General features: G+C 72.4%; 11 protein-coding genes and 1 pseudogene. 7 read left to right on the forward strand and 5 right to left on the reverse strand.

All coding sequences use genetic code 11. From position 1 onward, the window contains the following. Positions 1 to 59 precede the first annotated feature (59 nt). The 4 genes and pseudogenes from ACLZN2_RS27175 (at position 60) to ACLZN2_RS27190 (ending at position 3563) form a co-directional block, all read left to right on the forward strand. A pseudogene (locus tag ACLZN2_RS27175) lies at positions 60 to 771 on the forward strand (SDR family oxidoreductase). Positions 772 to 933: 162 nt separating this feature from the next. Further along, complete coding sequence (locus ACLZN2_RS27180) at positions 934 to 1689, forward strand: beta-glucanase (protein WP_416981756.1); 756 nt, start codon at positions 934 to 936, stop codon at positions 1687 to 1689. Positions 1690 to 2111: 422 nt separating this feature from the next. After that, positions 2112 to 2288, forward strand: coding sequence for a hypothetical protein (locus tag ACLZN2_RS27185; RefSeq protein ID WP_359278836.1), 177 nt, complete (start codon positions 2112 to 2114; stop codon positions 2286 to 2288). A 48-nt stretch (positions 2289 to 2336) separates the two neighbouring features. Then, positions 2337 to 3563, forward strand: coding sequence for an aminotransferase class V-fold PLP-dependent enzyme (locus ACLZN2_RS27190; RefSeq protein ID WP_416981757.1), 1227 nt, complete (start codon positions 2337 to 2339; stop codon positions 3561 to 3563). Between the two features lie 14 nt (positions 3564 to 3577). On the opposite strand, the gene ACLZN2_RS27195 is transcribed toward ACLZN2_RS27190, so the two are convergent. Continuing rightward, positions 3578 to 4324 (reverse strand): hypothetical protein, encoded by a 747-nt coding sequence (locus ACLZN2_RS27195; protein ID WP_416981758.1) that lies wholly within the window; start codon positions 4322 to 4324, stop codon positions 3578 to 3580. Then, a complete protein-coding gene (locus ACLZN2_RS27200) occupies positions 4321 to 5970 on the reverse strand; it encodes a serine/threonine-protein kinase (RefSeq protein ID WP_416981760.1) in 1650 nt (549 codons plus the stop codon). The genes ACLZN2_RS27195 and ACLZN2_RS27200 overlap by 4 nt, the downstream gene beginning before the upstream one ends. A 200-nt stretch (positions 5971 to 6170) precedes the next feature. On the opposite strand from ACLZN2_RS27200, the gene ACLZN2_RS27205 reads away from it, so the two are divergent. The 3 genes from ACLZN2_RS27205 to ligA all read left to right on the forward strand — a co-directional run bounded on the left by ACLZN2_RS27205 (position 6171) and on the right by ligA (position 9717). Beyond that, on the forward strand, positions 6171 to 6893 hold the full coding sequence (locus ACLZN2_RS27205) for an FG-GAP repeat domain-containing protein (RefSeq protein ID WP_416981762.1): 723 nt from the start codon (positions 6171 to 6173) through the stop codon (positions 6891 to 6893). 176 nt (positions 6894 to 7069) lie between these two features. Then, complete coding sequence (locus ACLZN2_RS27210) at positions 7070 to 7477, forward strand: hypothetical protein (RefSeq protein ID WP_416981764.1); 408 nt, start codon at positions 7070 to 7072, stop codon at positions 7475 to 7477. A gap of 125 nt (positions 7478 to 7602) precedes the next feature. Then, positions 7603 to 9717: an NAD-dependent DNA ligase LigA gene (ligA, locus tag ACLZN2_RS27215; protein ID WP_416981766.1), complete on the forward strand. Its 2115-nt coding sequence runs from the start codon at positions 7603 to 7605 to the stop codon at positions 9715 to 9717. A 288-nt stretch (positions 9718 to 10005) separates the two neighbouring features. Here ligA and ACLZN2_RS27220 read toward each other — a convergent pair whose 3' ends face one another. The 3 genes from ACLZN2_RS27220 to ACLZN2_RS27230 all read right to left on the reverse strand — a co-directional run bounded on the left by ACLZN2_RS27220 (position 10006) and on the right by ACLZN2_RS27230 (position 13644). Continuing rightward, on the reverse strand, positions 10006 to 10821 hold the full coding sequence (locus tag ACLZN2_RS27220) for an SAM-dependent methyltransferase (RefSeq protein WP_416981767.1): 816 nt from the start codon (positions 10819 to 10821) through the stop codon (positions 10006 to 10008). 118 nt (positions 10822 to 10939) lie between these two features. Further along, positions 10940 to 12316, reverse strand: a complete 1377-nt coding sequence (locus ACLZN2_RS27225; protein ID WP_416981768.1) for a hypothetical protein — start codon at positions 12314 to 12316, stop codon at positions 10940 to 10942. Further along, a complete protein-coding gene (locus tag ACLZN2_RS27230) occupies positions 12313 to 13644 on the reverse strand; it encodes an MFS transporter (RefSeq protein WP_416981769.1) in 1332 nt (443 codons plus the stop codon). Before ACLZN2_RS27230 ends, ACLZN2_RS27225 begins: the two co-directional genes overlap by 4 nt. Between the last annotated feature and the right edge of the window lie 19 nt (positions 13645 to 13663).

The following is a 13663-nucleotide window of genomic DNA, read 5'->3' on the forward strand; positions in this document are numbered from 1 at the left end:
GCGTCCACAACGTGATTATATGGACTTGGCGTTCATAAGTGAGTCGAGGAGGTAGCGCCATGTCCGAGACGAACGGGACTACTGAGGTATCTGAAGCTTCTGAGGCTCCTGAGGTGTCAGGGGCGACACGGGTCGCCCTCGTCACCGGCGCTTCCGGTGGCATCGGCCGAGACGGTCGCCGCCATCGAGGCCGCGGGCGGCAGCGCGGTCGCGGTCGGCGGTGACGTCGCCGACGAGGACGCGATGAACGCGGCGTTCGACGCGGTGGAGCGGGCCTTCGGCGGAATCGACGTCGTGGTCCACACCGCGGGCGTCATGGTCCTGGGGCCGGTCGCCGAGTACGACCTGGAGGCGTTCGACCGGCTGACGCGGACCAATGTGCGCGGCACGTTCGTGGTGGCCCAGCAGGCGGCCCGGCGGGTCCGCTCCGGTGGGGCCGTCGTCACCTTCTCCACCTCGGTGACCCGGCTGGCGTTCCCCGGCTATGCCGCCTACGCGGCGAGCAAGGGTGCCGTGGAGGCCATGACGATGGTGCTGGCGCGTGAGCTGCGCGGCCGTGACATCACGGTGAACGCGGTGGCTCCCGGGCCCACCGCCACCCCGCTCTTCCTGGCGGGCAAGGACGAGGAGGCGATCGCCCGCCTCGCCGCGCAGCCCCCGCTGGAGCGGCTTGGCACCCCGGAGGACATCGCCACGACCGTGGCCTTCCTCGCCGGCCCGGGCCGCTGGATCAACGGGCAGGTCGTGTTCGCCAACGGGGGCATCGCCTGAGCGACGGCGGCATGCGCTGAACCCCTTCTTTTCTGCGGTCGGGGTGCCGTGTCGTGCCCCGAGCGCACGACACGCCGAGGGTCGTCACTCACACGGGTTGTCCTTGCCGCGGATCCACCGCCCGCCCGAATGCCCAGGTCATATGCGGAGCAGCATCCGGCCATGGAGAATCCCGCATCCGACAGTTCGCCCGAGGCCACGGCGGCCCGGCGCGGACTCGCGGCCGTCTTCACCGCGGACTTCACCTCCACCAGCCAGTGGGTGGCGGGGCGTTCGTGGGCGTATCCGAACGGCGGACCGATCAATCCCGACGACAACAAACTGGACTACCTGGTATCGGATCCCGACTACTCCCGGTCGGGGACGTTCCGGGCCACCCGTCGCCGCGACGGGCGGTGGAACGCGGGCCTGCTCACCACGGAGGGGAGTGAGGAGGCCTTCACCGTCCGCACCGGGGACGTGCTCGAGGCGCGGGTGAGACTGCCGTACGAGATGGGGGCCTGGCCCGCCATCTGGACCTGGCGGGACGGCGACCAGGAGATCGACGTCTTCGAGTACCACCCCGACAACCCCGATCTCCTGGAGCTGAGCAACCACGTCCGCGGTGGCAACCTCTACTACCGGGACCCGGCGATCCGCCCCGGCGCGTGGATCGATCTGCGCGTCGAGTTCGGCCGACGGTCGGTGGTCTGGTGGGTCAACGGCCGGCAGGTGTTCGTCGACCGGCGCGGAGTGGGCCGCGGCTGGGAGGCGTACCTGATCGTCAACCTGTCGGTGTGCGCGGGCCGGTACCACCCGCCGCCGGACCCCGGGGTCACCGAGATGTCGTACGAGGTGCGGCGCCTCGTGGTCATGCGCTCGCCCTACCTGCTGGAGGAGGACGACGACGAGCCCGAAGAGGTCGACGAAGCGGTCTGAACCCGGTAACGCGCGGACCCCGCACCACGGAAGAAGTGGTGCGGGGTCCGCATCCGAGCGCCGGGCAGGCCTTGCACCTGCATTTCCCCGCAGGAAGCGGGGCGTCTTTCCTTGGACCACCAACGCGTCACCGAGGAACGGGAGTTCCGTCCTTCAGCTCTGGCTTCAGCCTAGCGCATGGTCACCACAGCGCTGCACCAGGAAACCGGAGCCGAAGCCTCCGATCTGTCACAGGCGACCATCCATGGTCATCGGCATGGGCCGAACCGGGGACAATGCGATGATGTCGCCGACACCGGTTCCGCTGCGGGGCCGTCAGGCGAGGTCACGGCAGCGCCGATCAGTCCGTCGGGTCGGTGCCGTGTCCGAAGCCGTTCCACCGTGTCGGCCCGCCCGACCGTCCACGAAAGCAGAGTTGCCCCGTGTTCTCCGTCTTCGACGACACGCCGATCTACCACCGTCTCATCAGTGAACGCGGTGACATCCCCGCCCAGGTGCGTGGCGAGGCCGAACGCATCAAGCGCGACCTGGACCGCGTCATGGCGGGCGGCCCCTCGCTCAGCCCCGGCCTGCCCGCCCCGAGGGGCTTCTTCTCCTGACGCCGTCCAGCCCCGGAACAGACGTCGAAGGCCGAAGAGGGAAACACCATGAGCGAGGCCGAAGTCGGCACCGTGCCCCGTCCGCTGACGCTGCCCGACGGCCGGCCCGCGAAGGCGGGCTGGACGCTCGACCCCGGTCTGCGCCATCTCAACCACGGATCGTTCGGCGCGGTCCCGGTCGTGGCCCAGGAACGGCAGAACGCGCTGCGCGCCGAGATGGAGCGGGCACCCGTCCTGTGGTTCTCGACGCTGGCCGCACGGCTCGCGACGGCCCGGACGGAGATCGCCGACTGGCTGCGCACCGACCCGAAGGACCTCGCGCTCGTCCCGAACGCCAGCGCCGGCGCCAGTGTCGTCCACGCCGCGCTCGCCGACCGGCCCGGCGGGGACATCGTCGTCACCGACCACGGATACGGCGCCGTCACGATGGGCGCCGAACGCCTCGCCCGCCGCTGGGGGAGCCGGGTGCGCACGGCCCGCGTACCGCTCTCCGCCGACGCCGACCAAGCCTGCGAGGCGGTGCTCGCCGCGGTGGACGACGAGGTCGCGCTCATCGTCCTGGACCAGATCACCTCCGCCACGGCCCGGCTGATGCCCGTCGAACGCGTCGCCGCCGAGGCCGCACGGCGTGGCATCACCCTCCTCGTCGACGGCGCGCACGCCCCCGGCCTCCTCGCCGCGCCCCTGGCCGTCCCGGACTGCGACGCCTGGGTCGGAAACCTGCACAAATGGGGCTGCGCACCACGGGGTTCGGCCGTGCTCGTGGCCCGCGGCCCCCTGCGGGACGAGCTCCACCCGCTGATCGACTCCTGGGGCGCGGCCGAGCCCTTCCCCGACCGCTTCGACCACCAGGGCACACTCGACGCCACCGGCGCCCTGGCCGCGCCCACGGCGCTGCGGTACGTCGAGGACACCTGGGGCTGGGACACCGCCCGCCGCTACATGGACGATCTGGCGGAGTACGGCGCCCAGGTCGTCGCCGCCGCCTTCGCCCGCACCGGAACCCCGCCCGAGCCCGTGGACGTGGGCATGCCCGTCCCCGGCATGCGGCTGGTCCGGCTGCCGGACGGCCTGGGGACGAGCCGGATCGCCGCCGACGCGCTCCGCGACCGGGCGCCCGCCGAACTGGGCGTCGAGGCCGCGTTCACCAGCTTCGAAGGACTCGGCTACCTCAGACTGTCCGCCCACGTTCACAACACGCCCGAGGACTACGAGCACTTCGCCGAGACCTGTGTACCGGTCGTGGAGCGCTGGGCTCGCGAGGCCCGCGGGTAGCCGGACGCCGGCTTCTACGGGCAGTCGTACGCGAAGGCGGCCCGCGCCGTCCTGGCGGCCGGGGACAGTACGCGCAACTCCGCCGCCGCCGCGTAGCGGCCCTGCCCCTGGAAGGTCCACAGCAGATGCAGCCGCACCGTCCGGCGGCCCTCGGCGACCGTGGCGCGCAGGACGTCGGACTCGGTGCCGTCGTTGCGGATCCAGCGGTAGGACAGCTCGCCCGCGTGGCCGTCGGTGCGGACGACGCCGACGACGTCCGCCGTCGCGTCGCAGCCGGTGCCGGGCCGGGCGGCCGCCGCCGTGACGCCCCGTACCGAGAGACCGGGGGTGTGGTGCTGCCGCCACAGCAGGAACAGTACGGCGGCGACCAGCACCAGCGCGGGCAGCGCGTGCCGCCGCAGACGGCGGTGCCGGCCGGCCGGGGGAGCGTCGGGAACCGCTACTGCCCGCGTCCCGCGCACCGACCCCGTGGTCAGGCCCCGCGGAGCGGTGACGCCCGGACCGAAGCGCAACACCGTCCCGTCCACGCGACCGTGCGGAACCGTCGCGCCGCCGGAGGGGGCCGGCACCGTCGTGCCGGCGTCGGCGCGGGGCGTCACGGCTGTCGGGTCGTCGTCGGTGCGGGGGCTCATCACCGCCGTACCGTCGTCGTTCCGGGAATGCACCACGGTCGTGCCGTCGTCGCCGCGCTCGACCCAGAAGCTGTCCAGGGCGGTGGCGCTGTAGTCGTCACTGTCGTGGTGCTCGTGGCGGGTGGTCATCGGAGCTGGCACCCCCGGGTCAGGAGTTGCTGGGAATCGCCGCGGTCCGCGGAGGCGGGGCTGGTGGAGGCTTGCACGGTCCAGTAGCAGCCGGATCCCTGGAAGGTGTGATCGACGGTCAGCGTGTACTGACCGGCACCGCTGCGGCGGTACGACACGGCCGCGCCGTCCGCCGTCCCCGCCTGCCCGGCCGTGTCGCCCGTGAACCAGGCGAGGGTGACGGTGATGGGGCCCGTGCCGTCCGTGGTGACCGTGATCGTGGTGGTGGCCGTGGCCGGACCCGTCTGCCGGAAGACGGACACCGTGACGTCCTTGACGGCGGTGGGGGCGGAGGGGGACGGCGACGGGCTGTTCGTCGGACTCGCGGACTCGGTCGGGGTGGGGGCCGTCCAGGAGGCGGACGGTGACGACGTCGGGTCGGTGACGACCGCCGACGGCGAGGCGGTCCCGGCGTCGGCGGAGTCCGAGGGCGAGGCGCTGGGGAGCGAAGAGGACGCGGTCGCCGACGGTGAGGGCGATGAGGTGCCCGAGGGCAGGGGGCCGGTGTCCGTGTCCGGGGTGGGGCTCGTCGTGGCCAACGCCTGCGTCTCCTGGCGCGAGTGGGCTCCCGCGCCCTGCCCGACGCCCTGGCCGAGGAGCAGCGCGACGAGTACGGCGGCGGCCGCCACGGCCGCTCCCGGCACGGTGGGCCGCCAGGCGTGCAGCCGTCCGCCGGAGGCGTCGCGGCCGAGCACCGTGCGTGCCTCGTCGGTGGTGGTGCTCGTGGCGGACCCCGTACGGCCCGAGGGCAGCAGGAAGAGCAGCGACGCCACGAGGGCGGCCAGCCGGCCCCGGCCGCGCTCCTCCCAGTCGTCCCCGTACCGCGTCACGGCGGCCCGCTCCAGGTCCGCCACGAAGGCGGCGGCGTCCGAGGGGCGTTCCGCGGCCGACTTGGCCAGTCCCCGGCGGACCAGTGCCCGCACGGCCTCGGGCACGTCCTCCACCGGGACGGGATCCTCCGCGTGCTGCACCGCCAGCTGCGCCATGTTGTCGCCCGGGTAGGGCTTGCGGCCGGTCAGGCACTCGAAGAACGTGGCGGTGGCCGCGTACACGTCCCCGGCGGGGGAGGCCGGCGCGCCCGTCCACTGCTCCGGCGCCATGTAGGCCGGCGTGCCCGCCACGCCCGCGCTGAGGCCGGCGTCCACCGCGATGCCGAAGTCGACGAGCTTGGAGGCGCCCTCCGGGGTGACCAGGACGTTGGCCGGCTTGTAGTCGCGGTGGACCACACCGGCCCGGTGCGCGTCGGCCAGACCGAGCAGCGAGCCCTTGAGTACGGCCAGTGCCGACTCCGGCGACAAGGGGCCCTGCCGGGCGAGGAGCGTCCGCAGGGACACACCGTCCACCAGCTCCATCACGATGGCGGCGCCCTCGGTGGCCTCCACGTACTCGTAGAAACCGGCCACGTACGGGCTGTGCAGACCGCCGAGCAGTTCCGCCTCGGCGCGGAAACCCCGGAGGAAGCCGGGTCGCGTCCGCAGCGATTCGCTGAGGTACTTCACGGCCACCGGCACACCGGTCGGCTCGTGCAGGGCGAGCACCACCCGTCCGCCGGCTCCGGAACCGAGTTCCAGGGACTCGGAGTACCCCGGTACGGCCCATGTGCTCATCGCCACCCCCTTTCCACGGCGCGCCCGCGCCTCCCCGGCCCCGGGAACCGTCGGGCCACGGCTGCTGAGACACGTTTTCGGCCACGTCGGTTGCACTCACCGCCGCCCATCGAGGGGATCCCGATCGACATCGCACTCGTGTGCGATAGTTGGGCGCCATGTTCTCCACGGCGCCCGGTCGCCCCTATCGGATCAGACACATGGGGAGGTTCACCCCGAGTGCCTTCGTGGTGGCCGGCCTGGTGTTCTTCACCGGCTGCGAGGACGTCCTGGGCCCGCCGCCACCGCCCCCGGACGGGCCGCCCTCCGTCATGGCCTGTGTGACCGGAGCGGGCGAACTGATCGCCGACCTGAACGACGACGGCCTCCCCGACCGCGTCGTCGACCCGACCGGCCAGGGCGTCGACCTGACCATCACCTTCGGCTTCGGCACGGCGCACGAGACGAAGGCCGGACATCGCGCCCTCGCCGACCACGCCGGGACCCACCAGAACTACGTCCGGGTCGCCGTCGCCGACTTCGACCGCGACGGCTGGAGCGACCTGGTCGTCGTCGCCGGCGAGAACCCGCTCGGCGACGACCCGATCCCCCCGAAGCTGGCCGAACTACGGTTCGGCCCCTTCTCCAACACCGGCCGCGGCCAGCGGATCCAGCCTCTCGACCTCGGCCCCACCAAGGACATGAAGGTCGCCGACTTCAACCACGACCGCTACCCGGACATCTCGGCGTACACCTACGCCGGTGACGGCGTACACGCCTGGGAGGGTCGCCTGGGAGAACCCGGCCGGGGACTCGGAACCGACACGCACGAGTACACGCTGGACGACACGGGCCAGGTCTCCCCGCAGGACCTGCCGGCCACGGGCCTGGACCCCTTCTACCCAAGGTGCTCACCCGACACCGAGGACACCTCCCCCGACTGAGCCCTGTTCTGTGTCACACCGCCACTCCGGACAAAGCGGCGCATTCGGAAAAGGCTTCCCGTGACAGGGCAACGGTAATGTCACTGTCCTGTTGAAGAATGCGCGGGACGTAGATCAACTTCGCTCCTACGGGGTACACGGTGTACAGCCCTTGTCCCGGAAAGAGGTCACCGCCCATGCCGCCCGCCGACGCCTCGCGCATCTCCGACGCTCCTCGCCGCCACGTCCCGCTGACCCGGGCCGAGGCGGATGTTCTGCGGATCGTCAGCGATGCGAGCCATCCCGTGTTCGTGACCGTGCACGCGAACGGGCGGCAGCGGTACAGCTATTGGCGGCCGCTGGACTCCGCCACCGGCAAGGGCGGTTGTTATGTCGCCCTGCCGACGGCCGAGTGCGACCAACTGCGCGCCACGGGGCGGATATCCCTGGGCGAGCCCGTCTCCGACCCGAGCCGCACGACCTACCGGGTGCGTGCCGTACGGTCCCGGACGGCGCCCGCCCGACTCCAGGCCGCGCCCGTGTCCCCGCCCGTGCCGGCGACCGTGCCCGTGCTCGCCGCACGGCGCCGGGCGCGCGCGGCGTGAACTGCCCGTAGCGTCTCGCCGCCCCCGCAGCCGCCCTTGGCGGGGACGGCCGCTTCCTGCTCCGATTCCTGCTCCGATTCCTGCTCCGAGGGGCGTTGTCAGTGGTGGCAGGCAGGATGAAGAACATGACGACACCTGGTGCAGTTGCAGTGATTGCGGACGCCGAGGCCTACGCGCGGGCGGTGGAGGACGCGGTGCGGGCGGCCGCCGCCTACTACGCGGGCGGCACGTCGGTTCTGGACGACGACGCCTACGACCGACTGGTGCGCGCCATCGCCGAGTGGGAGGCCGGCCACCCCGAGGACGTGCTGCCCGACTCGCCGACCGGGAAGGTCGCCGGCGGTGCCGCCGAGGGCGATGTGCCGCACACGGTGGCGATGCTCAGCCTGGACAACGTGTTCTCGCCGCAGGAGTTCACCGCGTGGACCGCCTCACTGGCCCGGCGCGTCGGCCATGGCGTCACCCGGTTCAGCGTGGAGCCCAAGCTCGACGGTCTCGCGATCGCCGCCCGGTACACCGAGGGCCGCCTGACCCGGCTGATCACTCGCGGCGACGGGACGGCCGGGGAGGACGTCTCGCACGCGATCGGCACCATAGAGGGTCTCCCGGACCGGCTCACCGAACCCGTCACCGTCGAGGTGCGCGGCGAAGTCCTCATGACCACCGCCCAGTTCGAGCACGCCAACGAGGTGCGCACCGCACACGGCGGACAGCCCTTCGCCAACCCGCGCAACGCCGCCGCGGGCACCCTGCGCGCCAAGGACCGCGCCTACACCGTGCCCATGACGTTCTTCGGCTACGGCCTGCTGCCTCTGCCCGCCGCCACCGAGCCGGCCCTCGCCGCGTCCCTCACGGACGCCGCGCACAGCGACCTGATGACCCTCACCGGCTCCTACGGTGTGAACACCACCGCCACCACCGCCGTACCCGGCACCACGGCCGCCGACGCCGAGGAGGTGCTGGCCCGCGTCCAGGAGATCGCCGCCCTGCGGGCCGAACTGCCGTTCGGGATCGACGGGATCGTCATCAAGGCCGACCTGGCCGCAGACCAGCAGGCCGCCGGCTCCGGCTCACGCGCCCCGCGCTGGGCCATCGCCTACAAGCTGCCGGCCGTCGAGAAGATCACCCGCCTGCTCGCGGTCGAGTGGAACGTCGGCCGCACCGGCATCATCGCCCCGCGCGGCGTCCTCGAACCCGTCGAGATCGACGGCTCCACCATCACCTACGCCACCCTCCACAACCCGGCCGACATCACCCGCCGCGACCTGCGCCTCGGCGACCATGTCATGGTCCACCGGGCCGGTGACGTCATCCCCCGCATCGAGGCCCCCGTCGCCCAGCTGCGCACCGGCGACGAACAGCCCATCGCCTTCCCCGAGTCCTGCCCCCTGTGCGGTGCCGGCATCGACACCGGCGAGCAGCGCTGGCGCTGCGAGAACGGCCGCAACTGCCACCTCGTAGCCTCCCTCTCCTATGCCGCCGGGCGCGACCAGCTCGACATCGAGGGCCTCGGCCACACCCGCGTCGTCCAGCTCGTCGAGGCCGGACTGGTCACCGACCTCGCCGACCTGTTCACCCTCACCCGCGACCAACTGCTCGGCCTGGAGCGGATGGGGGAGACCAGCACCGACAACCTGCTGGCCGCGCTCACCCGAGCCAGGAGCCGGCCCCTGTCCCGGGTCCTGTGCGCCCTCGGCGTCCGGGGCACCGGCCGCTCCATGTCCCGCCGTATCGCCCGCCACTTCGCCACGATGGACGCCCTGCGCGCCGCCGACGCCGAGGCGATCCAGCGGGTCGAGGGCATCGGCACCGAGAAGGCCCCGTCCATCGTCGCGGAACTCGTCGAACTCGGCCCGCTCATCGACAAGCTCACCGCGGCCGGCGTCAACATGACCGAGCCCGGCGCCACACCGCCGTCCGCGGAAGCCGCCGTGGAGGGGGACGCCGACGCGGCGGGCCCGGCCCCGCAGCCGGCCGCCGGTCCGCTCGCCGGCATGGCCGTGGTGGTCACGGGCGCGATGACCGGCCCGCTGGAGAAGCTCAGCCGCAACGAGATGAACGAACTCGTCGAACGGGCGGGTGGCCGCGCCTCCTCCAGCGTCTCCAGGAAGACCTCACTGGTCGTCGCGGGAGAAGGCGCCGGCTCCAAGCGGACCAAGGCCGAGTCCCTCGGTATCCGCCTTGCCACCCCGGACGAGTTCGCCGTCCTGGTCGCCGACTTCCTCGACGCGGGTCAGTGACGGCCGACGGAGACCACCCGGAGGGCGGGGAACCCTCCGGAGTGGCTCTCCGGGGTGGCTCCTCACCTCAGAGCCTGTGTCATATCCCCGGCCGGGCGCGCGACGCCTGGCACTCCCCCAGAGGGGGGACCCCCACCCCCAGAGGGGGCACCCCCACCCCCAGAGGGGGGACCCCCAGCCGCGTTGCCGAAACGCCCACGTGGCTCCTCCCCCACGCTCGGCTTCGCTCGCGCGGGGGCACCCCCATGACGCCGCGCGCTGATCCGGCCGGGGATATGACACAGGCTCTCACGGCTTGCGCGCCAGCCCGCCGTGCTCGCCGATGACCTGCGGCTCCGGGGAGCCGTCCTCGGGACGCCACAGCGGGACCGAGACGACACCGGGCTCGAGGAGTTCCAGACCGTCGAAGAAGGAGGTGATCTGTTCGGGCGTCCGCAGGTTGTACGGCACGGCCCCGCTCTGGTTGTAGGCGTCCTGCGCCTGCTCGAAGACGGGATCGATGCCCAGCGAACCGTCGTTGACGGAAAGGTAGCTGCCCGACGGCAGGGCGCCCATCAGCCGGTCGACGATGGAGCGGGCCTCGTCGTAGTCGGCGACATGGCCCAGGATGTTGCTGAGGATCAGGGCGGTGGGCCGGGAGAAGTCCAGCGTCTCGGCGGCGGCCGCCAGGATCCGGTCCGGGTCCAGCACGTTGGCGTCGACGTAGGAGGTCGCCCCCTCCGGCGAGGAGTAGAGCAGGGCACGGGCGTGCGCCAGCACCAACGGGTCGTTGTCGACGTACACGATCCGGGCCTCGGGGGCGATGCGCTGCGCGACCTGGTGGGTGTTCTCGGCGGTCGGCAGGCCGGTCCCGACGTCCAGGAACTGCCGTATGCCCGCCTCGGCCACCAGGTGGGTGATGTTGCGCTTGAGGAAGGCCCGGCTGCTGCGGGCGATGGTCACGATGCCGGGGAAGACGGCCGTGTACGCGTCACCGGCCTCCTCGTCGACGGGGTAGTTGTCCTTCCCGCCCAGCCAGTAGTTCCAGATCCGGGCCGAGTGGGGCACCGACGTGTCGATCTTCTGGTGCGCGGCCGCTTCGGGCGGCGTCACGTGCTCGGTCATGAGGAGCGTCCGTCTTCCGGTCGATTCAACGATCAGTCACCGCACAACATACGTCCCAACATCCCGCCTACGTACATCAGTTCACGCTTTCTACGGGTTCGCACAGCCGGGCCGCAGGTCACCGGCCGTCGGCCGGGTGGGCCAGGTCGTAGGGGCGCAGGTAGGGCGTGGGACGGTGGGCCGTGTAGCGGGCGGGGGTCGTCGAATCTGCCGCCGTCGCACGGGAGTTGAGGGCTCCCGCGTCCGTCGCCGGCCAGCGGCCGGTGCTGAGGCGGCCCTCCAGGGTGTGCAGCGCGGCCAGCTGTTCGGCGGGGCTGAAGGTGCAGTGTCCGGCGTTGTCGGTGTACGCCTGCCGCAGCAGCGCCGACGATCCGGCGGCGGTGACGGCCCGGCGCAGGGCGCTCTCGGTCTGCACCGGGACCAGGGCGTCGCCGATCGTGTGGACGGAGAACTGCGGCTTGATCAGCTTCCCGGTGAAGGAGCTGGTCCGGCTCATCCACGCGACGGCGTCCGGGTTGGCGCCGATGCGCGGGGCGCGGTTGAGGGTCGCGAGGTCCTCGCGCAGGGACAGCCCGGCCTTCCTGTACAGCTCGGTGACCTCCTTGCGTACGGACGACTGGGCGAGGAGCCGCGCGTAGTCGACGCCGGTGTTCCACGTCATGTTGCCGCCGGCCCGGGCCTCGGCCTCCTGCCGCCGGTTGAAGCCGGCGTTCAGCAGGCCCCTGACGGCCGTGTACTGGTTGGCCTGCTGGGCGTCCCAGTCCGTCGCCGCGGGCCGGGTCTGCGTGGGCTGGTTCCAGACGGGGATGTTGTGCAGGGCGGCGGCGAGGGCGATCCGGGCCCGCCCCTGGGCGGTCGTCTGCGCGGCGTCGACCGCCGCCGTCAGCACGGTCGCCGCGGCCGTGGCGGCCTGCTGGTCCGGGATGTCCACGAGCGGTACGCCGGAGTCGGGCGCGAGGAGGGTCTTGAGGGCGAAGACCGGGTCGAGGGTGTTGTTCCAGTTGGCGACGCCGCCCTGGACGAGGCCGCACAGGGAGAGCGAGCCGTCGATGCGTTGCGGGGCGCGCTCGGCGATGGCGGTGGTGACGAGTCCGCCGTACGACCGCCCCCAGGCGATCGTGCGGGAGGCGGCGCCGAAGCGGTCGGTGAACGCGGTGAGGGTGGCGAGCTGGTCGGGGACCGCGTCGGTGACCGCCCAGCCGGTGGTGGCGTAGGAGGAGCCGATGAGCGCGTAACCGCCGTCGAGCAGGAGGGCCTTCGTGGCGTCGTCCGGGGCGTCCTGGGCGGGGTTGGCCGGACCGGCCGTGTAGCCGTGGCTGAAGAGCAGGACCGTGCCGTTCCAGTCGGCGGGGACGTCCATCAGGTACGTCGCGCCGGAGGGGAGCCGCCCCTCCACGTGGGCCGGTTCGTCCGTCGCGGCCAACGCCGAGGTGGGCAGCGTGGTCAGCGCGAGCAGGAGCGCCGCCACGGCGGCGGTGCGGGTGCGGGTCGTCATACGGCGATCTCCTGGGAGTGGGGGGTGGAGGCGTTCGTGGCGGGGGTGCCGGAGAGGGACGTACGGCTGGTCTCGCGGACGAAGCACACGGTCAGCGCGGTGACGAGGGAGCCGCCGCACAGCAGCAGCGCGACGGGGGTGCCGCTGTGGCTCCCGGCGACCAGGCTGCCGGCGATCATGGGGGAGAAGCCGGCGCCGATCAGCGTCGCGCCCTGGTAGCCGAGGGAGGCGCCCGTGTAGCGGACCCGGGTGCCGAACATCTCGCTGAACAGGGCGCCCAGCGGCCCGTACATCGTGGACTGGGCGATGCCGTGGCCGAGGACGACCGCGAGGATCAGCAGCCCCGGCGACTTCGAGTCGACGAGCGCCATGACGGGGAAGGCCAGCGCGGCCGAGAGCAGGGCACCGGCCAGCACGACCGGGCGGCGCCCGACCCGGTCCGACAGCGTGGAGACGCAGGGCAGGACGACCAGGGCGACGGCGGCGGAGACCGTGAGCGCGGTCAGTACCTGCGGCCGGGCGTAGCCGATGCCCGTGGCGTACGCGATCAGATAGCTGGTCAGCAGCGACTGCGCGGTGAAGGCGCCGATCCCGACACAGCAGGCCAGCAGCACCGGACGCGGGCGCCGCAGCACGTCGAGGACCGGCAGCCGGGCCTCGGTGCGCCGCTGCTTCACCTCGGCGAACAGCGGGCTCTCCACCACCCGGAGCCGTACGAACAGCCCGACGCCGAGCAGCAGTACGCTCAGCAGGAACGGCACCCGCCAGCCCCACGCCGTGAACTCGTCCCTCGGCAGGGTGACGACGAGCGCGACGACGGCGGCCGAGATCAGGGAGCCGAGCGGAGCCCCCATCTGCGTGAAGCTCGACCACAGACCGCGCCGCCGCTCCCCGGCGTGCTCGACGACCATCAGCGTGGCACCGCCCCACTCACCGCCGATGGCGATGCCCTGGAGGACCCGCAGGGTGATCAGCAGGACCGGCGCCCAGACGCCGACGGTGTCGTACGTGGGCAGCAGACCGATGAGGAAGCTGGCGCCGCCCATCAGGCCCATCGTGAGCAGCAGCATCGACTTGCGGCCGAGCCGGTCGCCGAAGTGGCCGAAGAGGATGCCGCCGAGCGGGCGGGCGACATACCCGGCGGCGAACGTGCCGAACGCGGCGACGGTGCCGACGGCGGGATCGGCGCCGGGGAAGAACAGTTCGCCGAAGACGAGGGCGGCGACCGTGCCGTAGACGAGGAAGTCGTAGAACTCCACGGCGGTGCCGAGCAGTCCGGAGAGGGCGACCCGGCGCAACTGACGGGCCTGTGCGGGGGACGGGGACATCGCGGTCTCCCTTGAGCGG

This window comes from Streptomyces sp. T028 (assembly GCF_048159505.1).
Taxonomy (GTDB): domain Bacteria; phylum Actinomycetota; class Actinomycetes; order Streptomycetales; family Streptomycetaceae; genus Streptomyces.

What these genes read in the sequence shown, in the direction of transcription:
- ACLZN2_RS27205 (WP_416981762.1), top strand. Translation starts at nt 6,171, where the DNA reads ATGGGGAGGTTCACCCCGAGTGCCTTCGTGGTGGCCGGCCTGGTGTTC.
- ACLZN2_RS27220 (WP_416981767.1), bottom strand. Translation starts at nt 10,821, where the DNA reads ATGACCGAGCACGTGACGCCGCCCGAAGCGGCCGCGCACCAGAAGATC.
- ACLZN2_RS27180 (WP_416981756.1), top strand. Translation starts at nt 934, where the DNA reads ATGGAGAATCCCGCATCCGACAGTTCGCCCGAGGCCACGGCGGCCCGG.
- ACLZN2_RS27190 (WP_416981757.1), top strand. Translation starts at nt 2,337, where the DNA reads ATGAGCGAGGCCGAAGTCGGCACCGTGCCCCGTCCGCTGACGCTGCCC.
- ACLZN2_RS27200 (WP_416981760.1), bottom strand. Translation starts at nt 5,970, where the DNA reads ATGAGCACATGGGCCGTACCGGGGTACTCCGAGTCCCTGGAACTCGGT.
- ACLZN2_RS27195 (WP_416981758.1), bottom strand. Translation starts at nt 4,324, where the DNA reads ATGACCACCCGCCACGAGCACCACGACAGTGACGACTACAGCGCCACC.
- ACLZN2_RS27210 (WP_416981764.1), top strand. Translation starts at nt 7,070, where the DNA reads ATGCCGCCCGCCGACGCCTCGCGCATCTCCGACGCTCCTCGCCGCCAC.
- ACLZN2_RS27230 (WP_416981769.1), bottom strand. Translation starts at nt 13,644, where the DNA reads ATGTCCCCGTCCCCCGCACAGGCCCGTCAGTTGCGCCGGGTCGCCCTC.
- ligA (WP_416981766.1), top strand. Translation starts at nt 7,603, where the DNA reads ATGACGACACCTGGTGCAGTTGCAGTGATTGCGGACGCCGAGGCCTAC.
- ACLZN2_RS27225 (WP_416981768.1), bottom strand. Translation starts at nt 12,316, where the DNA reads ATGACGACCCGCACCCGCACCGCCGCCGTGGCGGCGCTCCTGCTCGCG.